The sequence below is a fragment of the Frigoribacterium sp. VKM Ac-2836 genome (genome assembly GCF_013248995.1).
In the GTDB taxonomy this organism is placed as follows: domain Bacteria; phylum Actinomycetota; class Actinomycetes; order Actinomycetales; family Microbacteriaceae; genus Frigoribacterium.
This window is the reverse complement of sequence record NZ_JABRPK010000006.1, coordinates 136,190-157,666: the sequence shown is the minus strand read 5'-3', so window position 1 is coordinate 157,666 and position 21,477 is coordinate 136,190. Positions and strand designations below refer to the sequence as shown.

19 protein-coding genes are annotated in these 21,477 nt (G+C 70.4%); 5 read left to right on the top strand and 14 right to left on the bottom strand.

Annotated features, from left to right (window positions below; translation table 11 throughout):
• Positions 1–475: 475 nt before the first annotated feature.
• From HRF36_RS15075 to HRF36_RS15055, 5 genes are all read right to left on the bottom strand, one after another.
• Entirely contained in the window at positions 476–1,492 is a 1,017-nt protein-coding gene (locus HRF36_RS15075) for a putative sulfate exporter family transporter (RefSeq protein WP_173211310.1), read from the bottom strand.
• Between the two features lie 7 nt (positions 1,493–1,499).
• A complete protein-coding gene (locus HRF36_RS15070) occupies positions 1,500–2,270 on the bottom strand; it encodes a fumarylacetoacetate hydrolase family protein (protein ID WP_123520381.1) in 771 nt (256 codons plus the stop codon).
• Complete coding sequence (locus HRF36_RS15065; protein WP_173211308.1) at positions 2,267–3,400, bottom strand: branched-chain amino acid aminotransferase; 1,134 nt, start codon at positions 3,398–3,400, stop codon at positions 2,267–2,269. Before HRF36_RS15065 ends, HRF36_RS15070 begins: the two co-directional genes overlap by 4 nt.
• A gap of 8 nt (positions 3,401–3,408) precedes the next feature.
• The gene (locus tag HRF36_RS15060) at positions 3,409–4,494 is read right to left on the bottom strand and encodes a 3-isopropylmalate dehydrogenase (protein WP_173211306.1); all 1,086 of its coding nucleotides are present in this window, start codon (positions 4,492–4,494) and stop codon (positions 3,409–3,411) included.
• Positions 4,495–4,611: 117 nt separating this feature from the next.
• Entirely contained in the window at positions 4,612–6,156 is a 1,545-nt protein-coding gene (locus HRF36_RS15055; protein ID WP_173211305.1) for an MFS transporter, read from the bottom strand.
• A 141-nt stretch (positions 6,157–6,297) separates the two neighbouring features.
• Here HRF36_RS15055 and HRF36_RS15050 point away from each other — a divergent pair, with 141 nt between their 5' ends.
• Positions 6,298–6,864 carry a TetR/AcrR family transcriptional regulator gene (locus HRF36_RS15050; RefSeq protein ID WP_254281387.1) on the top strand — a complete coding sequence of 189 codons (567 nt, stop codon included), beginning with the start codon at positions 6,298–6,300 and terminating at the stop codon, positions 6,862–6,864.
• Between the two features lie 94 nt (positions 6,865–6,958).
• Here the strand turns inward: HRF36_RS15050 and HRF36_RS15045 are convergent, their stop codons facing one another.
• The 8 genes from HRF36_RS15045 to HRF36_RS15010 form a co-directional block, all read right to left on the bottom strand.
• The gene (locus HRF36_RS15045) at positions 6,959–8,020 is read right to left on the bottom strand and encodes a beta-propeller fold lactonase family protein (RefSeq protein WP_173211303.1); all 1,062 of its coding nucleotides are present in this window, start codon (positions 8,018–8,020) and stop codon (positions 6,959–6,961) included.
• Positions 8,017–8,376: a chorismate mutase gene (locus HRF36_RS15040; RefSeq protein ID WP_173211301.1), complete on the bottom strand. Its 360-nt coding sequence runs from the start codon at positions 8,374–8,376 to the stop codon at positions 8,017–8,019. The genes HRF36_RS15045 and HRF36_RS15040 overlap by 4 nt, the downstream gene beginning before the upstream one ends.
• Before the next feature lie 133 nt (positions 8,377–8,509).
• Entirely contained in the window at positions 8,510–8,935 is a 426-nt protein-coding gene (locus HRF36_RS15035; RefSeq protein ID WP_056260670.1) for an organic hydroperoxide resistance protein, read from the bottom strand.
• 64 nt (positions 8,936–8,999) lie between these two features.
• Complete coding sequence (locus HRF36_RS15030; RefSeq protein WP_173211299.1) at positions 9,000–10,286, bottom strand: adenylosuccinate synthase; 1,287 nt, start codon at positions 10,284–10,286, stop codon at positions 9,000–9,002.
• A gap of 158 nt (positions 10,287–10,444) precedes the next feature.
• The gene (locus tag HRF36_RS15025; protein WP_173211297.1) at positions 10,445–11,968 is read right to left on the bottom strand and encodes a mannitol dehydrogenase family protein; all 1,524 of its coding nucleotides are present in this window, start codon (positions 11,966–11,968) and stop codon (positions 10,445–10,447) included.
• Positions 11,969–12,041: 73 nt separating this feature from the next.
• Positions 12,042–12,968, bottom strand: coding sequence for a carbohydrate ABC transporter permease (locus tag HRF36_RS15020; protein ID WP_173211295.1), 927 nt, complete (start codon positions 12,966–12,968; stop codon positions 12,042–12,044).
• Positions 12,965–13,942, bottom strand: a complete 978-nt coding sequence (locus HRF36_RS15015) for a carbohydrate ABC transporter permease (protein ID WP_173211293.1) — start codon at positions 13,940–13,942, stop codon at positions 12,965–12,967. The genes HRF36_RS15020 and HRF36_RS15015 overlap by 4 nt, the downstream gene beginning before the upstream one ends.
• A 2-nt stretch (positions 13,943–13,944) precedes the next feature.
• Entirely contained in the window at positions 13,945–15,309 is a 1,365-nt protein-coding gene (locus HRF36_RS15010; RefSeq protein ID WP_371740219.1) for a sugar ABC transporter substrate-binding protein, read from the bottom strand.
• Between the two features lie 175 nt (positions 15,310–15,484).
• Between HRF36_RS15010 and HRF36_RS15005 the strand changes: the two genes are divergently transcribed.
• The 3 genes from HRF36_RS15005 to HRF36_RS14995 are packed head-to-tail and all read left to right on the top strand — an operon-like array spanning position 15,485 to position 18,775.
• The gene (locus tag HRF36_RS15005; RefSeq protein WP_173211291.1) at positions 15,485–16,432 is read left to right on the top strand and encodes a sugar-binding domain-containing protein; all 948 of its coding nucleotides are present in this window, start codon (positions 15,485–15,487) and stop codon (positions 16,430–16,432) included.
• Between the two features lie 57 nt (positions 16,433–16,489).
• On the top strand, positions 16,490–17,992 hold the full coding sequence (locus HRF36_RS15000) for an FGGY family carbohydrate kinase (RefSeq protein ID WP_371740218.1): 1,503 nt from the start codon (positions 16,490–16,492) through the stop codon (positions 17,990–17,992).
• 60 nt (positions 17,993–18,052) lie between these two features.
• Positions 18,053–18,775, top strand: a complete 723-nt coding sequence (locus HRF36_RS14995) for a metal-dependent transcriptional regulator (RefSeq protein WP_173211289.1) — start codon at positions 18,053–18,055, stop codon at positions 18,773–18,775.
• A 72-nt stretch (positions 18,776–18,847) separates the two neighbouring features.
• Here HRF36_RS14995 and HRF36_RS14990 read toward each other — a convergent pair whose 3' ends face one another.
• Positions 18,848–20,074 carry an ROK family protein gene (locus HRF36_RS14990; RefSeq protein WP_173211287.1) on the bottom strand — a complete coding sequence of 409 codons (1,227 nt, stop codon included), beginning with the start codon at positions 20,072–20,074 and terminating at the stop codon, positions 18,848–18,850.
• Positions 20,075–20,250: 176 nt separating this feature from the next.
• Between HRF36_RS14990 and xylA the strand changes: the two genes are divergently transcribed.
• Positions 20,251–21,444: a xylose isomerase gene (xylA, locus tag HRF36_RS14985; protein WP_173211285.1), complete on the top strand. Its 1,194-nt coding sequence runs from the start codon at positions 20,251–20,253 to the stop codon at positions 21,442–21,444.
• The last annotated feature ends 33 nt before the right edge of the window (positions 21,445–21,477 follow it).

Here is a 21,477-nt window from a genome sequence, read left to right as displayed (position 1 = left end):
ACAATCTGACGATTGTTGTTGTCCATCAATCTCAAAGAAACCTAAACACCACTCACAACCCCACCAAAAGATGAAGCCACAAGCAATGCCAGGGTATAATTTGGCATTTGACAATGTGCACGCTGTTGAGTTCTCAAGGACCAAACGCACCAGGGTCCGAGTCTTGGAAGACTTTTGCCCTGGGCAGTTCTGTAACCTTTTGCACTGATCGACGATGTCGAGACCGTGCCGAAGTCCCTTGCGGAACGAGCCGTAACTCTACATCATCTTGCTCAGTGTTCGCAACTCGCTTGGTCCGAGGCTGTGAAGCAACTCGAGGACTTGGAAGTTGGTCCCGCTTGAGGGCCGGAGGAGCTTCGCTCCGCCGCACCTTTGGGGTGACGAGTGATTACTTTACACACGTCCTGACGGGTGTGACCAAACCTCCGTGCATCCCGGGCGTGTCGCGGTCGAGATCCCCGGAAGTACGGGCTTCTCACCCCAGGGGCAGCACGAGGACGGCTCCCAAGGACACCGAGGCGATGACGATCCACGACGTCAGACCCACGAAGAAGGCCCGCGCGCCCGTGCGGACGAGACGCTCGAGTCGGATACCCGACCCCAGGCCGACGAGCGCGAGTCCGAGCAGGACCGACTGGGCGGTGCCCGCGGTCGCGAGCACCGCCTCCGGAACCGGGATCAGCGTGCGGACGAGGACCGCGACGGCGAAGCCCGCGACGAAGAGGGGGAGGATCGGGGGCCGAACACCGGTACCGCCGTCCCGACGACGGATGACGGACGACGTCAGCGCCACGATCGGCGCGAGCATCAGCACCCGGGTGAGCTTGACGACCACCGCGATCGCCAGGGCGGCGGCTCCTGCGGTCTGGGCGGTGGCCACCACCTGCCCGACGTCGTGCACGCTCGCCCCCACCCAGGCCCCGAACTCGAGGTCGGTCAGACCGACCCACCCTCCGACCAGCGGAAGGACGGCGATCGCGAGGGTTCCGAACAACGTGACGAGGGCGACGGGAGTCGCGGCGTCCTTGCCGCGGTCGCGGGTGACGGCGCTCATGGCGCCGATGGCCGAGGCACCACAGATCGAGAAGCCGGCCGCGAGCAGGAGGGGTTGGTCACCGGGTAGTCGGGCCCACCGGCCCAGCAGATACGTGACCCCGAAGGTCGTCGCGAGGATCGCGATCACCACGAGGATCGTCACCCAGCCGAGCCCGGCGACGTCCACCAGGCTGAGTTGGAGACCGAGCAACACGACACCGATGCGCAGGAGGCGCTTGGCCGCGAGGGTCAGCCCGGGTTTCCAGCTGCCGTCGAGCAGCGGACGGAGGGGCCGGACCTGCGCCACGGCGATGCCCAGCAGGACGCACCACGTCAGGACGGGGACCGCCGGCAGCACGAGGTGCAGGCACCAGGCCACCGCGTAGGCGGCTCCGGCGACGACGAGCCCCGGCACCGGACGCGCACGCGGAGGCGCATCGACGGTGGCGGGACTCACCGCCGGCCTAGACCCGGTTCTTGGCGGGGTTGATCAGCGAGCCGAGGCCCGAGATCGCGACCTCGACGGTCTGGCCCGACGTGAAGGGACCGATGCCGGCGGGCGTGCCGGTCAGGATGACGTCGCCGGGCAGCAGGGTGAACACGTCGGTGACGTACTCGATGAGTTCGGGGATCTTGTGGATCATCTGCATCGTCGACTCCCGCTGCATGACCTCGCCGTCGACCCGGGTCTCGATCGTCGCGTCGGCCCAGTCGAACTCGTTCTCGATGTAGGGCCCGAGCGGCAGGAACGTGTCGTAGCCCTTGGCCCTGGTCCACTGCCCGTCGGCGTTCTGCACGTCGCGGGCCGTGACGTCGTTCGCCACGGTGTAGCCGAACACGACGTCCTGGTAGTCCTCGGCCTTGACCCGCTTGGCGATCGAACCGATGACGATCGCGAGTTCACCCTCGAAGTCGACGCGACCGACATCGGGCGGCAGCTGGATCGAGTCGCCGAAGCCGATGACCGTCGTGTTGGGCTTGAGGAACAGGATGGGCGCCTCGGGCGCTGACTGGCCGAGTTCGTCGGCGTGGTCCTGGTAGTTGAGGCCGACCCCCACGACCTTGGAGCGCGGGATCACCGGCGCGAGCAGCTTGGCCTGGCGCAGGGACACCCGCTCGCCCGTCGTCTCGTATCCGCTGTACATCGGGTCGCCGGCGAGGACGATGAGCTCGCGCTCGTCGACGATGCCGTAGCGGGGGTCTTCTCCGGGCGTGGCGAAACGGGCGATCTTCACGCGTCGAGCCTAGTCATCCAACCGTGGACGTCGGGACGGCGCCCGTACTGGATGTCGGTGAGCTCTTCGCGCAGCGACATGGTCAGTTCTCCGCCGGACGCGGCAGGCGAGCCGATGTGGATGCCCTCGCCCTTGAGCTCGGCGATGGGGACGACGACCGCCGCCGTGCCGCAGGCGAAGACCTCGACGATGTCACCGGACTCGACGCCGTCGCGCCATTCGTCGATCGTCACGCGGCGACGCTCGACACGGTGCCCGCGCGCCTCGGCCAGCTCGAGGATCGAGTCGCGCGTGATGCCCTCGAGGATCGAGTCGCTGTCAGGCGTGACGAGGGTGCCGTCCTTCTTGACGAGCACGACGTTCATTCCGCCGAGCTCTTCGATGTAGTTGCTCTCGGACGAGTCGAGGAACAGCACCTGCTGGCAGCCGTTCTCGTAGGCCTCTTGCTGCGGCAGCAGCGACGAGGCGTAGTTGCCGCCGGTCTTCGCAGCGCCGGTACCGCCCTTGCCGGCACGGGCGTAGTTCGTGGTCAGCCAGATCGACACGGGAGAGACACCGCCGCTGAAGTAGGCACCTGCCGGGCTCGCGATGACGTGGTACGACACCTCGTGGGCGGCCCGGACCCCGAGGAAGGCCTCGGTGGCGATCATGAACGGTCGCAGGTAGAGGCTCGTCTCGGGCGCTGACGGCACCCATCCGAGATCGGCTCGCACGAGCTGCCGGACGGACTCGACGAAGTCGTCGGTGCTCAACTCGGGCAGGGCCAGACGGCGGGCCGAGCGCTGCAGGCGACGACCGTTGGCGTCCGGGCGGAAGGACCAGACCGAGCCGTCGGCGTGCCGGTAGGCCTTCATCCCCTCGAAGATCTCTTGCGCGTAGTGCAACACCGACGCCGACGGGTCGAGCTGGAGCGGGCCGTACGGATGGACGGATGCCGCGTGCCAGCCGTCGGCGAGGGTCCACTCGATGGTGACCATGTGGTCGGTGAAGTGCTTGCCGAAGCCGGGGTCGCTGAGGATCGTCTCGCGTTCGGCGTCGTCGCGAGCCGTCTCGGACGGCGTCAGCTCGAATTGCAGCGGGAAGTCGGCCGAGTCGTCGGTCGGGGCCGGGGCGTTGTCTGTAGTGGTCATGATGCCCTTCAGGCGGAGGCAGACGGGGACAGGGTGCGCACGCGGTCGGCGATCGCCGAGCCGATCTCGGCGGTGCGTCGGGCGGGCACGGACGCTTCGCGCCCCGCGCGGTCGGCGATGTCGTCTTCGACGGCCCGGGTGACACGGGCGGCCGCCTCGGCCAGGCCGAGATGATCGAGCAGCAGCGCGACGGAGAGGATCGCCGCCGTGGGGTCGGCCTTCTGCTGCCCGGCGATGTCGGGCGCCGAGCCGTGCACGGGCTCGAACATGCTCGGGAAGGCCCCGTCGGGGTTGACGTTGCCCGAGGCCGCCAGGCCGATGCCGCCGCTGATGGCACCGGCGAGGTCGGTGAGGATGTCGCCGAAGAGGTTGTCGGTGACGATGACGTCGAAGCGGGACGGGTCCACGACCAGGTGGATGGTGGCCGCGTCGACGTGCTGGTAGTCGACGGTGACGTCGGGGTACTCGGCCGCGACGGCATCGACGATCCGCTGCCAGAGGCTGCCCGAGAAGACGAGCACGTTGGTCTTGTGCACCAGGGTCAGGCGTCCGCGACGGCCACGGGCCTTCTCGAAGGCGAACCGCACCACGCGCTCGACGCCGTAGGCCGTGTTGACGCTGACCTCGTTCGCGATCTCGTGGGGCGTGCCCTGGCGCAAGGCGCCGCCGTTGCCGACGTAGGGGCCCTCGGTGCCCTCTCGGACGACGACGAAGTCGACCTCGCCGGGCGAGGAGAGCGGCGACGGTACGCCGGGGTGGACCTTGGTGGGCCGCAGGTTGACGTAGTGGTCGAGGGCGAAACGCAACCTGAGCAACAGTCCGCGCTCGATGATGCCACCGGCGAGCCGGGGGTCTCGCGGGTCGCCGCCCACCGCACCGAGCAGGATCGCGTCGTGGGACGCCACGGCCGACAGGTCGTCGTCGGTCAGGACGTCACCCGTCTCGAGGTAGCGCGTCGCGCCCAACGAGAAGGTCGTCACGTCGAACCTCGCGTCGTCTCCTGCCGCGACCTCGAGCACCTTGAGCGCCTCGGCGACGACCTCGGGGCCGATGCCGTCTCCGGGGATCGCGGCGAGTCTGACGGTGCGGGGCATGGTTCTCCTGGCGTCTCGGGGGGCTCGCCACACTTTACCCGTGGGCACGACCGTCGCGCGGGCCGGGTGGCCGGGCCGGTCCACCCGCGCCGGGGTGGACCGGTGCGACGCGTGGCCTCAGTCGGCCGAGGAGGCGCGGCGGAGGGTCGTGAGGGCGACCACCACCGCGGCGACCATGACCAGTGCTCCGACCCCGGCCGTGACGACGAGGCCCTGGTCGAACGCGTCGGTGGCAGCGGTCAGCAGCGGCCCGGCGAGCGAGCCGGGCAGCCCGTCGGAGACCGCCACCGCGCCTCCCAGCGTCTCGCGGGCGGCTTCGCCGGCTTCTGCGGGCACGCCTGCGGGGACCACGAGCGCTCCCCGGTAGATGGCGGTCAACATGCTGCCGAGCACCGCGGTGCCGAGCACCGCACCGACCTCGTAGGCCGTCTCGGACACCGCCGAGGCGGCCCCGGCCCGGTTCGCGGGGACGGCCGCGATGATCAGGTCGTTCGAGATGGTCTCGGCGGCACCGACGCCCAGGCCGACGAAGGCGAACGCCACGACGAACACGACGACGGGCGCGCCCGCGCCGGTGGCGAAGACGGCGCCGTAGGCGAGGGCGGCCGAGGCGAGACCGATCGCGACGATGGTGCGCGGGCGCAGCCAGCGGACGACCCGGACGACCCCGAGGCCGGCCAGGATCATCACGACGAGACCGGGCACCAGCGTGAGCGCGGCCTGCAACGGGCGCAGTCCGACCACGAGCTGGAGGTGCTGGGTGGTGAAGAACAGGAAGGCCACGAGCGCCACGACGGCGAGCAGGTTCACCATCACCGAGCCCGCGAACACCGGGTTCGTGAAGAGCCGGACGTCGAGCAGCGGCCGCGGTCGGCCGAGCTGACGCCGGACGAACGCCCACCCCGAGCCCACGCCGACCACGGTCAGCACCGCGACGGGCCAGACCAGGCCGTCGGTCGCCAGCAGCTTGATCGCCGCCACGACCGGGGCCATCGCCGCGAGCGACAGCAGCACCGAGAGCGGGTCGGCGGGGCCCGGGGCGGGATCGCGGCTCTCGGTGAGCAGCAACGGCCCGGCGATCAGCAGCGGCACGAGCACCGGCACGGCGATGAGGAACACCGAGCCCCAGGCGAAGTGCTCGAGGAGGACGCCGCCGACGACGGGGCCGAGTGCCGACCCGGCGGCGAAGCCCGAGGCCCAGACGGCGATCGCGAGTCGGCGCTGCTCGCGGTCGAGGAAGGTGCTGCGCAGCAGCGAGAGGGTCGCCGGCATGATCATCGCGCCGAAGAAGCCCAGCACGGCCCGCGCCGCGATGAGCTGCTCGGCGCTCGACGAGAACGCCGCGAGCACCGACACCACGGCGAAACCGCTCGCCCCGATCAGCAACAGCTTGCGCCGACCAAACCGGTCGCCCATGGACCCCATGGCCACGAGCAGCCCGGCGAGGACGAGCGAGTAGACGTCGACGATCCAGAGCTGCCCGGCGGCGCTCGGCTGCAAGGCGGTCGAGATCTCGGGCAGCGCGAAGCTCAGAACCGTGTTGTCGACCGAGACGAGCAGCACCGGCAGCATCAGCACGACCAACGCGGCCCACTGTCGTCGCCCCGCGCGGGGCGGAACGCCGGTCGGGGTCGCGGTCGGCACGGGTGCGGGGCGGGTCATGGCGCTCTCTCGAGGTCGGGTGGCGATGATCGTTCGGTGGCGCCCGCACCGCCGCTCGGCGGTGGCTCGGACGAGAGCGGGAGGCGGGGCACCAACCGTCCGGACGGTACAGTTACACCGTCCAGACGGTACAGTAACAGAATGAGTCCTCGACCGTCAGCCCGGGAATCGATGCTCGACACGTTCGAGACGCTCGTCGTCGACGACGGGGAGCGCGCGGCGACCTTCGACGCCGTGGCCGCGGCCGCCGGCGTCTCGAAGGGCGGGCTGCTGTATCACTTCCCCACCCGTGAAGCCCTGGTCGACGGCCTGGTCGACCGCCTCACCGCCCTGCTCGACGACGACGTCGCCGCCATGACGAGTGCACCGGAGGGCGTCGTCGACTACTTCGTCCGGACGTCGTCACCCGCGGCCATCCCGGCCGACGACCCCCTCGACCGCTGCATCACCGCCGTCTCGAATCTCGCGTCCAGTGGACGCCACCCCCGGGCACTGGAGGCCCTCACCACCATGCAGTCCCGCTGGCACCAGGTCGTGCTCGACGCCGTCGGCGACCCCGCCGTCGCCCGGGTCGTGTCGCTCGTGTCCGACGGGCTCTACTTCACGCCCCGCCCGTTCTCGCCGGTGGACTCGGACGGCGACCCTCGCCACGACACGTCGATCGACGACGTCATCGCCGTGCTGCAACGGCTCGTGCCTCGCGGCTGACCCGCGCCTCCTGCGCTCGCCGCCGGTCGCCCCCCGACGAGCCGGCGAGCCCCCGGGAGCGACCAGGGCCCCGACGGCCCCGGTGTCTCGAGGATCAGACGGCGACGATGCAGGCCGGACTGCCGAGCGTGAACAGGTCGACGGGAGCGCCGGGCAGGCCGGTCACCTCGTCGAGGGGAAGCACCGAGACGGTGTCGGAGCCCTGGTTGGCGCAGTAGAGCAGGCCGTCGGCGATCGCGAAGTGGCGGGGCCACTCGCCGCCGCAGGGCGCCTGGCCGACCAGGCGCAGCCGTGAGGACTCGCCACCGTCGGACGTGCCCTCGGCGTCGACCGAGGCCTCGAGCACGCTGATCGTGTCGCGACCGCGTGTGGCGACGTAGACCCGCGACCCGTGCACGGCCAGGTGCGACGGCAGGTCGCCCCGCTCGCCCGCCTCTCCCTCGACGACCGCCACCGAGTACGGGATCACGAGTGCGTCACCCTCACGCCTCAGGACGTAGAGACGGGCGTCGAGCTCGCCCAGGACGAGCAGGTCGTCACCGAGCCAGGCCAGGTGGCGCGGACCCGAGCCCGGGGGCAGGGGGTGCACGGCCAGGATCGACGGCTCGAGCGTGACCGTGTCGACGGAGATCTCGATCAGCCGGTCGGCGCCGAGGTCGCTGACCAGGTGCGTTCCCCACGGGGTGGCGACGATCTGGTGGGCGTGCGGTCCGCCCTGGCGCTCGCTGACGGGGCCGGAACCCGCAGGGAGCGCCACGGTCGAGGTGACACGGGCGGGATCGGTGGCCTCCGAGCTGAGCACGCCGAAGGTCCCGCCGACGTAGTTCGCGACGAGCAGGGAGTTCGAGGCCGGGTCGTGCGCGATGTGGCAGGGCGAGGCGCCGCCGGAGGCCGCCACACCGGCCTCGACCAGGCGGCCCGCAGCGATCGTGTACGAGAGGACGCGGCCCTCGTTCGTCTCGGCGACGGCGTGCAGGGCCCCCTCGGTGACGACGAGGAACGACGGGTCGTCGGCCTCGACGACCTGACCGGCCTGCCACCGGCCGTCGGCACGCGACCTCTCGAGGACGGTGATGCCGGTGCCGTGGCCACCGCTGACGGCGGTGTACGACCCGACGTACAACCTGTGGGGAGCGACGGCCCCGGCGACGCTCACGGCCGGCTCGCGCCGGGGTCGTCGCCCGCGGCGATGCGCTCGTGGTGGTGGATCACCTCGGCGACGATGAAGTTCAGGAACGATTCCGCGAAGGCCGGGTCGAGCCGGGCCTCCTCTGCCAGGCGGCGCAGGCGTTGGATCTGCACGCGCTCCCGTTCGGGGTCGCTCGCGGGCATTCCCGCCGCCGCCTTCAGCAGGCCGACGGACTGGGTGTACTTGAACCGCTCCGCGAGCATGTGCACGAGTGCGGCGTCGATGTTGTCGATGCTCTGCCGGATGCCGGCGAGCTCGTCGATCGCGCCCTGGTCGGCTGAGCTGAGGGGGCTGTCCGCCCCGAGAGGACTGTCGAGTGCCATGCACCGACCCTATCGGCGACCCCGCCGACGGGGCCGCCGACGGACGAAGGAGGCGCGTCCCGCTCTCGCAGGACGCGCCTCCTCGACGACCGTGTCGCCACGCGGGCCGGCCCGGCGCGGTCGACGGCGCGGGTCAGTCGACCAGCGTCAGCGTGACCTCGACGTTGCCTCGTGTGGCGTTCGAGTACGGGCACACGTGGTGTGCCGCGTCGGCCAGCTCTTGACGGCGCTCGGCCTCGACGTTGGGCGTGTAGATGTCGAGTTCGACGGCGAGGCCGAACCCGCCCTCGCCGTTGCCCCCGATGCCGACGCTCGCCGAGACCTCGGCCCCGGTCGTGTCGACGCCGAGCTTCTTGCCGGCGCCGTGCATGGCACTGAGGAAGCAGGCGGCGAAGCCCGCCGCGAACAGCTGCTCGGGGTTGGTGCCCTCGCCGGAGCCGCCGAGTTCTTTGGGCGGACGCGTGTCGAAGTCGAGTCGGTCGTCTTCGCTGCGGACGTGGCCGTCTCGACCCCCGCCGGTGGCGTGGGCGATGGCGGTGTAGGCGATGTCGAGTGTCATGAGGAGAAGACCATACCTAGATTCTGGGAGTTGGCTCAGTGGCGGGTGAGTGTGGTAACGAGGCTCAGCCCAGCAGATCGTGACGCTGCACGATGGCGTCCCGGCCCGGACCGACACCGATCGCCGAGATGCGCGCACCGCTCATGGCCTCGACGGCGAGCACATAGTCCTGGGCGGCCTTCGGCAGGTCGTCGAAGGAGCGCGCGCCGGTGATGTCCTCGGACCAGCCGGGGAACTCTTCGTAGATCGGCGTCGCGTGGTGGAAGTCGCTCTGCGAGACCGGCACCTCGTCGTGACGGACGCCGTCGACGTCGTACGCCACGCACACGGGGATCGTCTCGAGGCCGGTCAGCACGTCGAGCTTGGTGAGCACGAAGTCGGTGACGCCGTTGATGCGGGCCGTGTAGCGAGCGATGGGCGCGTCGTACCAGCCGCACCGGCGGGGGCGGCCGGTGGTCGTGCCGAACTCGAAGCCGTTGGCCCGGAGGAATTCACCCGAGGCGTCGAACAGCTCGGTCGGGAACGGGCCGGCACCGACCCGGGTCGTGTACGCCTTGACGATGCCGATCACACGCTCGATGCGACCCGGGCCGATACCCGAACCGGTCGAGGCGCCACCTGCGGTCGCGGAGGACGACGTGACGAAGGGGTAGGTGCCGTGGTCGACGTCGAGCATCGTGGCCTGACCGGCCTCGAAGAGCACGGTCTTGCCGGCCTCGAGCGCCTGGTGGATCTCGAGCGCCGTGTCGGCCACCATCGGCTTCAGCCGCTCGGCGTACGAGAGCAGCGACTCGACGACCTCGTCGACCTCGATCGCGCGACGGTTGTAGATCTTGACCAGCAGGTGGTTCTTCTGGTCGAGGGCGGCCTCGACCTTCTGCCGGAGGATGCCCTCGTCGAAGATGTCCTGCACGCGGATGCCGACACGGTTGATCTTGTCGGCGTAGGTCGGCCCGATGCCCCGACCGGTGGTGCCGATCTGACGCTTGCCGAGGAACCGCTCGGTCACCTTGTCGAGCGTCCGGTGGTAGTGCGTGATGACGTGTGCGTTCGCGCTGACCCGCAGCCGGGACACGTCGATGCCCCGGGCGATCAGCGCGTCGAGCTCGTCGAAGAGCACCTCGATGTCGACCACGACACCGTTGCCGATGACGGGCGTGACGCCCGGCGAGAGGATGCCCGAGGGCAGCAGGTGCAGCGCGTACTTCTGGTCGCCGATCACGACCGTGTGGCCGGCGTTGTTGCCGCCGTTGAACTTGACGACGTAGTCGATGCGGCTCGACAACAGGTCGGTGGCCTTGCCCTTGCCCTCGTCGCCCCACTGGGCTCCGATGATCACCACTGCTGGCATGGGTTTCTCCTCACGTCGGGGGAACGCACCGGGTGAGGTGCACTTGAGTCTACCGGCTGGCCGCTCCGGGCCGCCCGGAGGGGCGGGCACGGCACGCGAAACCGAGGAGGCGCGGCGCCGGTCTCGGGGACCGGCACCGCACCTCCTGGGGTCGCGCCTCAGTCGCGGGGCAGCGCCGCGAGTCGTTCGACCGTCGCGTGGGCGCCGTCGGCGATCAGCCCCTCGAGGGCGTCGAGGTAGGCGGAGGTGAAGCGCTCGTCGTCGACGAGGTCGCCGAACACCTCGCGATCACGGAGGAACGCGAGCCGGTCGTCACGCTGGGTCACCGCCGCCGCGGTCAGCCGGTCCGCCAGACGGTCGACGATGGTGATCGGGTCGCCCTGCTCGTCGACGGCCTCGGCGTACCGGGCCCAACTCGCCACGATCGCCGCCGACCGCCGCACGTCGCCGTCGGAGGCGAGGTTCTCGCGTACGACCGGCAGCAACCACTTGGGGATGCGGTCGCTCGACTCGGCGCAGAGACGGGCCAGGGTGTCGCGCACCTCGGGGTTCTGGAACCGTTCGATCAACGTCGCCTTGTAGTCGTCGAGGTCGATGCCGGGCACCTCGGACAACGTGGGAGTGGCCTCGAGGTCCATGTAGTCGCGCAGGAATCCCGCGATCGCCGGGTCGGTGGTCGCCTCGTGGGCGTAGCGGTAGCCCGACAGGTACCCGTAGTAGCACAGGCCCTGGTGGCTGGCGTTGAGCAGGCGCAGCTTCATGAACTCGTACGGCTCGACGTCGTCGACGAGCTGCACGTCGGCTCGCTCGTATGGCGGCCGACCGAGCGGGAAGTCGTCCTCGAGCACCCACTGGAAGAAGGGTTCGGCGACCACGGGCCACGCATCGGCGATGCCGAGCCCGTCGCGCACCTCGGCCCGGTCCTCGTCGCTCGTCACGGGCGTGATGCGGTCGACCATACAGTTCGGGAACGACACGGTCGTCCGCATCCACGCGGCGAACGCGGAGTCGACCAGCTCGGCGTAGGCCGAGAACATCTTCTTGGCGACGTGCCCGTTGCCCGGGATGTTGTCGCAGGACATCACGGTGAACGGTTCGAGCCCGCGCTCCCGTCGACGCTGCAGGGCGGCCGTCACGAGCCCGAAGGTGGTGTGCGGCGACCGACCCGCCGCGACCGCCTCGAGATCGGCGCGCACGGCGGGGTTCGTCTCGTCGAACTCGCCCGTCACGTGGTGGAAGTTGTAGCCACCCTCGGTGACGGTCAACGACACGATCTTCGTCTCGGGCGAGGCCATCTTCTCGACGACACCCTCGGGGTCGTCGACCGCGAGCAGGTACTCGACGACGCTCCCGATCACCCGAGCTTCGCGCCGACCGTCGGGGTGCTTCAGCACGAGGGTGTAGAGGCCACCCTGGGCGTCCATCACCTCTTTCATGCGGCGATCCTGCTCGAGCACGCCGACACCGCAGATGGCGAAGTCGCGGGCCTCGCCCTCGGCCAACAGCCGATCGATCACCATCGCTTGGTGCGCCCGATGGAACCCGCCGACACCGAAGTGCACGATGCCGACCGTCAGACCGGTCCGGTCGTAGCCGGGCACCGCCACACCGGTGGCGGCGACGGCGTCGAGGGTGTCGGGCGAGAGCACGACGGGTGTGGCGGGAGCGTGGGTGTCGGTCATGGGTTTCTCCTGACGTGGTGCGGACGTGGCGGGCGGAGCCGACGGTGTGTCGGCGACGACGAGGCGGCGCGGGTCACTTGACGGCACCGAGCGAGAGTCCCTGCACGAGCTTGTCCTGCGCGGCGAACCCGGCGACGAGCACCGGGAACGACACGGCGACGGCCGCGGCGCAGACCTGGGCGAGGAACAGCCCTTGGCTGGTGACGAAGCTCGTGAGGAACACCGGCGCGGTGAACGCCTGCGTGCTGGTCAGCACGCTCGCGAACAGCAACTCGTTCCAACTGAAGATGAAGCAGATCAGAGCCGTGGCGGCCAGCCCCGGCCCCGAGATCGGCACGATGATCCGTCGGAAGATCGAGGGCAGGCTGGCCCCGTCGATCGCGGCGGCCTCGAGGATCTCGACGGGGATCTCGGACAGGAACGACCTCAGCATCCAGATGGCGATGGGCAGGTTCATCGACGTGTAGAGCACGACCAGCAGTCCGATGCTGTCCAGCGCGCCGATGCGGGACGCGATCAGGTAGACCGGCAGCAGGCCGGCGACCATCGGCAGCATCTTCGTCGACAGGAAGAAGAACATCACGTCGGACCACTTCTGCACCGGCCGGATGCTCAACGCGTACGCGGCCGGCAGAGCCAGCACGAGCACGAGCAGGGTCGACAGGATGGACGCCGACGCGCTGTTGATCAGCGGCGGCCACGGGCTGGCGCCCGAGCCGGCCCCGAAGAAGTTCGCGTAACCGTCGAGCGTCAGCGGTGCGAGGACCGACGGCGGGTTCGTGGCCGCGTCGGTCTCACTGTGCAGGCTGGTCAGCACCATCCACGCGACGGGCGCGAAGAACGCGAGGCCGACGAACCACGCGACGAGGCCGAGCAGCGCCCCGCCCGCCCGACCGCGCCGGCTGCGCCCGGCGATCGCACCGGGAGCCGAGGAGGCGCGGGTCGGTCGGGATCGTCGGGTCGTGGCGGTCGAAGGCCGGTCGAGGGTGGGTGCGGTCATCGGTTCTCCTCCTTGAGAAGAGTGGAGACGCTGCGCAGCGCGAAGGTCGCGATGACGATCGTCCCGATCACGACGACCACACCCGCGGCCGAGGCCGCGCCGTAGTCGTGCGCCTGGAAGAACTGCTGGTAGATCGTGTACGGCAGGTTGGCCGTGCCGAGCCCGCCCGAGGTGATGGTGAAGACCGCGTCGAAGTTCTGCACGATGTAGATCGAGCCGAGCAGGGCGGCGAGCTCGAGGTAACGACGCATGTGCGGAAGGGTCATGAACCGGAAGACCTGCCACCCGGACGCTCCGTCCACCCGGGCGGCCTCGATGACGTCGAGCGGGCGACTTTGCAGACCCGCCAACAGGATCAGCATCATGAACGGCGTCCACTGCCAGATGAGGGCCGCCTCGACGGCGATCAGCGGTGTGTTCGTGATCCAGTCGGGCTGAGGAGCCGTCACCCCGAACAGACCGAAGAACCAGGTCGACGCGCCGTTGAACAACCCGTACTCGGGATTGAACAGCGCGTGCTTCCAGACCAGGGCCGCCGCGACGGGCACGACCAGGAACGGCGCGATCATGATCGTCCGCACCACCCCACGTCCGAAGAAGTTGCGGTCGAGCAGCATCGCGACGACCATTCCGAGGACGAGGCTCACGAGTACGACCGTGACGGTCAGGACGATCGTGGTCAGCACCGAGGCGCGGATGTTGGCGTCGGTGAAGACGTTGACGTAGTTCTGCACGCCACCGAACTCGACGTCGTTCGGATAGAGCGAGTTCCAGCTGACGAACGACACGATGATCGTGATGAGGAACGGCACCTGAGTGACCGCGATCACGAAGATCAGTGCGGGCAGCAGAGGGGCCCGGCGGGCCCACGCCCCGGCCCTGGCCAGGGCCGCCGCATCCCGACGAGGGGTGCGGAAGCCCGGGGCCGAGGGCCGAGGCTCGTGGGGAGCAGGCGCTTCGACGGTGGCGGTCATTGCTACTCCTGGTACTTGTCGCTGACCTTCTCGGCCAGTCCTTGCCCGGTGCTCAGCGCCTCCTCGACGGTCTGTTGACCGGCGATCGCGGCGCTGACGTCTTGCGAGACCTGGGTGGCCATGTCGGCGAACTCGGGCACGGCGACGAACTGGATGCCCGCGGCAGGACGCGGCTGCACGCCGGGGTCGTCGACCTTGGCGTTCACGATCGCGTCCTCGGTCTGCTGGTAGAACGGCGCTGCGGCGGCCTGGTACTCGGCGTTGTCGTACGTGCTAGCGCGCTTGCCGGCGGGCACGCTCGACCAGCCGACCTTCTCGGCGACGAGTTCTTCGTATTCCTTGCTCGATGCCCACTCGACGAACTTCGCCGCCGCGTCCTGGTTCGCTCCGGCCTTCTGGATACCCCAGGCCCAGGTGTAGAGCCAACCCGAGCTGTCGGTCTCCTTCACGGGGGCCGCGGCATAGCCGATCTTGCCCTTGACGGGCGAGTCGTCCGCCTCGAGGCTTCCGGCGGCGCTCGTGGCGTCGTACCACATGGCGACCTTGCCCTGCTGCAGGTTGTTCAGGCACTCCGTGAAGCCGGCCTGCGGCGCACCCGACTCTCCGTGGTCCTGGACGAGCTTCACGTAGAAGTCGACGGCAGCGGTGAACTCGGGGCTGTCGACCTGGGCGTCCCAGTCCTCGTCGAACCAGGTGCCACCGAAGGTGTTGACGACGGTGGTGAGCGGGGCGAAGATCTGACCCCAGCCGGGCTGGCCGCGCAGGCAGATGCCCTTCATGCCGGGTTCGACCCCGTCGACCTGGGCGGCGAGGTCGGCGACCTCCTGCCACGTCGGATTCTCGGGCATCGTGAGCCCCGCCGCCTCGAAGACGTCGGTGCGGTACATCAGGAACGACGACTCGCCGTAGAACGGCTCGGCGTAGAGCTTGCCGTCCGCTCCGGTCAGAGCCTTGGTCATCGGCTCGAGGATGTCGTCCTGGTCGAACTCGTCGGACGAGGCGACGGTGTCGTCGAGCGGGCTCAACCAGCCGTTCGCCGAGAAGCTCGGCACCTCGTAGTTGCTGAGCGAGGCGACGTCGTATTGGCCGGCCTGGCTCGAGAACTCCTGGCTGATCTTGGCGCGCACGTCGTTCTCGGGCAGGACCGTGTAGTTGACCTTGATCCCGGTGTCTTTCGTGAACGAGTCGGCGGTCAGCTTCTGCAGGTCGATCATCTGCGGGTTGTTGACCATCAACACGTTGACCTCTTCGTCGCCCCCGGAGGCCGACGTCCCGCCGGCCCCTCCGCAGGCGCTGAGCCCGAGGGCTGCTGCGACGCCCACCGACATCGCGATCGTGAGCTTGCTGGCTCGGTTGTCTGATCTCACGGGACCTCCATTGGTCGTGATCGAGCGGTGCGTCGGGTGAGGCGGATTCGGGTCGCTCAGATGAGCGCGCCTCCTCAGATGTGCAGAAGTCTGACATGGCCTCAACAGATGTGCAAGGGGGCTCAGATGAGACAGAATGGCGGCACCTCGAGAAAGCAGACCCATGGAGCGTCACGTGCCCGGCCCCGATCGCGATCAGCGGATTCTGATGGCCGACCTGGCCCGCGCCTACTACGTCGAGGACCGCTCCAAGGTCGATCTCGCCGCGCAGTTCGGCCTCAGCCGGTTCCAGGTGGCCAAGTTGCTCCGGGCCGCCCGCGACCACGGTGTCGTCTCGATAGAGATCCACGACCCGCGTCGCCCGTCGCGGGACGACGATCTCGCCCGACTGCTCGGCATCGACCGCGTCCAGGTGGTCGACGTCACGGGAACGACCGGCCAGCAGACGGGCGAACGCATCGGGACGGCGGTCATGGCCGCGTTGACCCACACCTTGCGCCCCCAGACGACCGTGGGCATCTCGTGGTCGCGCACCATGGACCTCGCCGCCCGTTCGATGCCCGATCTGCCCCCGTGCACGATCGTCCAGCTGGCCGGCGCCCTGCAGGTCGTCGGGTCCGGCACGCTGCCCCAGGTGATTGGCACCCTGGGGGCGTCACCAGGGATCACCACGTTGCCGATCCACGCCCCGTTGGTCGTCGACAAGGCCTCGACGGCGCGCGACCTGATGCGGCAGCCCGAGATCGCCGAGGCCCTGGACCGGGCCGACCACCTCGACCTGGCCGTGGTAGCCGTGGGTGCCTGGCGGCAGGGGGAATCGAGCGTCTGGGAGAAGCTCGGGACGGTCGATCGCGACGAAGCCGACGCGGCCGGGGCCGTCGGCGAGATCTCGGGACGACTCTTCGACGCCGGCGGACGACCCGTGAACACGTCGCTCGACGAGAGACTGATCGGCGTCCGATTCGACCAGCTGGCCCGGACCCCACAGGTGATCGCCGTCGCCCACGGGGCCGGACGAGCCGAGGCCGTCGTCGCCGCCGCCCGCGCCGGGTTCGTCACGCACCTGATCGTGGACACTACGCTGGCCCAGGCATTGATCGAGATGCTCGAAGCCGCCCCCTGAACACTCCAGCGCGCCCACCCCGATGCCGCTGATCCGAGACTCGAAGAGGAGTTGCCCGTGACGACCGAACAGACCCCCACCACGATCCTGGTGGCCGGAGTGGACTCGTCCACGCAGAGCTGCAAGGTCGTCGTCCGCGACCTCGCGAGCGGGCGACTCGTCCGGCAGGGAGCGGCGAAGCACCCCGAGGGCACCGAGGTGCCCCCCGCCGCCTGGTGGGAGGCGCTGCTCGCGGCGATCGCGGACGCCGGCGGGCTCGACGACGTCGCGGCCCTCTCGATCGCCGGGCAGCAGCACGGGCTCGTCGCCCTCGACGCCGAAGGACGCGTCGTGCGCGACGCCCTGCTCTGGAACGACACCCGCAGCGCACCGGCCGCCCGCGACCTCATCGACGAGCTCGGAGCAGATGCCTGGTCCCGGCGCACGGGCTCCGTGCCCGTCGCCTCGTTCACCGCGACCAAGCTGCGCTGGTTGCGCGACGCCGAGCCCGAGGCCGCGGCGCGAGTCGCTGCGGTGGCCTTGCCGCACGACTGGCTCACCTGGCGCCTCCTGGGTTTCGGGCCGTCGGACGAGAGCCCGCTCGGGCCCGACCTCGACGCCCTGGTCACCGACCGCTCGGACGCCAGCGGCACCTCGTACTGGAGCCCGTCGGCCGAGGGCTACGACCTCGACCTCTTCGAGCACGCGTTCGCCCGGGCCGGACGCGAGGCGACCGGTGCCGCCCCGGGCCAGGACGGGCTCGTCGTGCTCCCGCGGGTGCTGCAGGCCGACGGGACGGCCGGGACGACGGTCGCGAACGGCACGGTCCCCGGGGGCATCGTGATCGGCGCGGGTGCGGGCGACAACGCCGGGGCGGCTCTCGGTCTCGACGCCACGGTCGGCGATCTCGTCATCAGCATCGGCACCAGCGGCACGGCCTTCGCCGTGACCGACCGGCCCGTCACCGACCCGAGCGGCACCGTCGCCGGCTTCGCGGACGCGGCGGGCGGCTACCTGCCCCTGATCGCCACGCTGAACGCCGCCCGGGTGCTGTCGTCGATCGGCGGGCTGCTCGGCGTCGACCACGACGAACTGGCCCGACTGGCCCTCGCCGCCGAGCCCGGCGCCGGTGGCGTCACGCTCGTGCCCTACTTCGAGGGCGAGCGGACCCCCGACCTGCCCGACGCCACGGCGACGCTCTCGGGCCTGACCCTGGCCGGCTCGACCCGCGAGAACCTGGCCCGAGCCGCGGTCGAGGGCATGCTGTCGGCCCTGTCCGACGGCGCCGCCGCCGTCCGCCGACAGGGTGTCGACGCCACCCGTGTGCTCCTCGTCGGCGGCGCTGCGCTCAACCCCGCCGTCCAGGCCGTCGCCCGACAGGTGTTCGACCTGCCCGTGGTCGTGCCCGAGCCGGGCGAGTACGTCGCCGACGGGGCGGCACGGCAGGCGGGCTGGGCCCTCTCGGGGACGCGACCGTCCTGGGCGGCCGCGACCAGCGCCTCCTTCGAGCCCGACCTGCGACCCGCCGTCGGCGAGCGCTACCGGGCCGCTCAGGCCCTGGGGTCGTTGCCGCGCGCCTGAGGCCGGGCACGCGGCGCGGCTGATCCGGGAGGCGCGGGAGGCGCCGCCTAGGATCGGACCATGCCCAGCGACCCGGCCAGCACGCGCACGACCATGGCCGAGGACTACCTCAAGGTCATCTGGAAGGCCGAGGAGTGGGCCGACGTCGACACCGACCCGGGCATCTCGACCAACGAGATCGCCGCCACGCTCGGCGTCAGCGCGTCGACCGTCTCGGGCAACCTGCGCAAGCTCGACCGCGACGGCTACCTCGACTACGAGCCCTACCGGCGCATCGCGCTGAGTGACGAGGGGCGTGCGATCGCGGTGTCGATGGTTCGTCGCCACCGCCTGATCGAGACGTACCTGGTCGAGCGCCTGGGCTACGGCTGGGACGAGGTGCACGACGAGGCCGAGGTGCTCGAGCACGCGGTCAGCGACCGACTGCTCGATCGGTTCGACGCCGAGCTCGGCCATCCGACGGCCGACCCGCACGGCGACCCGATCCCCGCGGCCGACGGCACGGTCGTGCGGCCTCCCGCCCACCCGCTGGGTGACTTCGTCGAGGGCGAGTGCGGCTTCGTCGTCCGCGTCTCGGACGACGAACCCGAGCTGCTGCGCTACCTCAGCTCGCTCGACCTGCGGGTCGGCGCGCACGTCCGCGTCGGCGAGCGCCGCGACTACGCCGGCTCGTTGCAGGTCGTGCTGACCGACGCCCACGACCGCGCGGTCGGCAGCGTCGAACTGGCCGGCGTCGCGGCGGCGTCGGTGTGGGCGAACTCCGAGCCGCACACGCACGCCTGAGGCGGAGGTCGCGTCGGCCGGCCTGAGGACGACGGCAGGAGGCGCGGGCCGGGTCAGGAGGCGCGGGCCGAGTCAGGAGGCGCGGGCGGCCGACGCGGGGTCGGCCAGCACCGACGAGAAAGCGAGCTCGGCGGCACCGATGGTCAGACGGTCGGCGCCGAGTGCGGCCCGGGCGATGCGGACGTCGTCGCGGGCGCCGGGCAGGGACTGAGACCGGACCCGCTCGACCAGCCGGTCGGGGTCGGCCGCGTGCAGGGACCCCAGGAATCCCCCGAGCACGATCAGCTCGGGGTTGAACGCATTGACGACGCCCCGCAGGGCGACGGCCAGGAAATCGATCTGCCGTCGGACCTCGACGGCCACGGGTGAACCGGGCTCGGCGCCGGCGAGGGCCGCGTCGAGTCGGTCGGCCTGGCCGCGGTCGAGCCCGGTGACGGCGAGCAGCCGGGCCTGGCCGACCTCGGTCTCGAGGCACCCGACGGCTCCGCAATGGCACACCCGGCCGGCCGAGTTGACGAGGGTGTGGCCGATCTCGCCGGCGTAACCACCGACGCCGGTCATGGGTCGGCCGCCGAGGAGGACACCCCCGCCGACTCCGCTGGCCCCGCCGTTCAGGAAGACCAGGTCGTCGACCCCGCGGCCCGCCCCGAAGCGGCCCTCGGCGATGGCACCGAGCGACGCGTCGTTGGCCGCCTCGGTGGGCAGGCCGGTGGCCGAGGCCAGCACCGCCGCGAAGGGTTCGTCGACCCACCCGAGGTGCGGGGCGAGCCGGACGACTCCCCCGGCCGCGTCGACCAGGCCCGGCACGGCGACCCCGACCCCGACCACCCGTACGCCGGACGCCAATCTCGAGGCCCGGAGATCGGCGATCACGGAGGCCGCGACGCGGGCCGCGTCGGACGCCGTCGGCACGTCGACGGTCTCGCGCCGCACTCGGTGCTGCACGCCCCCGTCGAGGCCGACCACACCGACCGTGACGGCGTCGACCTCGGGGTTGACGGTCAGGGCGACGACCCGGGCACTCGGCGTCACCACCGGACTTGGACGCCCGACCTTGTTGCTGCCGACGGGGTCGCTCTCGACGACGAGCCCGAGCTCGACCAGTTCGCCGACGAGGGCTGCGATGGTCGACCGGTTGAGTCCGGTGGCCTGGGTCAGGGCGGACCGTGACGCGGGACCGTCGACGTGCACGAGCGCGAGCACGGTCGCGAGGTTGGCCCGACGTACCCGGTCGAAGCGCGCCCCGAGATCGGGCGAGGGGGACGGCGTCACCGTGGGCGCCGGCGTGGGGTCTGCCATCGTCTCGTGCCTCCTGGGTTCTCGACCGAGGCTAGCGGCCCGGTCGACGACCGTCGTCCCGCACCGCGTCGCCGGGGCGTCGATCCCGGGACGGCCGCGGACGCCCCCTTGCCAGGCCTACCCGGTGAGGATATGTTCGTACTCGCAACAAACGCACTCGACGATGAGGAGACACCATGGCGACCACCCCCACCCGCGAAGACAAGTTCTCGTTCGGCCTCTGGACGATCGGCTACAACGGCTCCGACCCCTTCGGCGGCCCGACCCGCCCGCAGCTCGACGTGGTCGAGGCCGTCGAGAACCTCGATCGCCTCGGCGCCTACGGCCTGACCTTCCACGACGACGACCTCTTCGCCTTCGGCTCGACCGACGCCGAGCGCCAGAAGCAGATCGACCGCCTGAAGGGCGCCCTCGACGCGACCGGCATCGTCGTGCCGATGGTCACCACGAACCTGTTCAGCGCACCCGTCTTCAAGGACGGCGGCTTCACCTCGAACGACCGCGGCGTCCGCCGCTTCGCCCTGCGCAAGGTGCTGCGCAACATCGACCTCGCCGCCGAGCTCGGCGCGAAGACCTTCGTCATGTGGGGCGGCCGCGAGGGCGCCGAGTACGACAGTGCGAAGGACGTGCAGGCTGCTCTCTCACGCTACAAAGAGGGCGTCGACATGCTCTCGCAGTACGTGCTCGACAAGGGTTACGACCTGCGCTTCGCGATCGAGCCCAAGCCCAACGAGCCCCGCGGCGACATTCTGCTGCCGACCCTCGGTCACGCGATCGCGTTCATCGAGACGCTCGAGCACCCCGAGATGGCGGGAGTGAACCCCGAGGTCGGTCACGAGCAGATGGCCGGGCTGAACTTCACGGCCGGCATCGCCCAGGCCCTCTACCAGGGCAAGCTCTTCCACATCGACCTCAACGGTCAGCGCGGCATCAAGTACGACCAGGACCTCGTCTTCGGCCATGGCGACCTGCAGAACGCGTTCTCCCTCGTCGACCTGCTCGAGCACGGCTCGCCCCAGGGCGGCCCGACCTACGACGGCCCCCGCCACTTCGACTACAAGCCCTCCCGCACCGAGACGATCGACGGCGTATGGGAGTCCGCCGCAGCCAACATGCGCATGTACCTGTTGCTCAAGGAGCGCGCGCAGGCCTTCCGGGCCGACCCCGAGGTGCAGGAGGCCCTGGTCGCCAGCCAGGTCGCCGAACTCTCGGTGAACACCCTCTCCGACGGCGAAGGCTACGAGCAGCTGCTCGCCGACCGCGCCTCCTACGAGGACTTCGACGCCGACGCCCACTTCGGCGGACACGGGTACGGCTTCGTGCGTCTGCAGCAGCTCGCCCTCGAACACCTCATGGGCGCTCGCGACTAGGAGCGAACGCGCCAGCGTTCGCGTCGCGAGCGC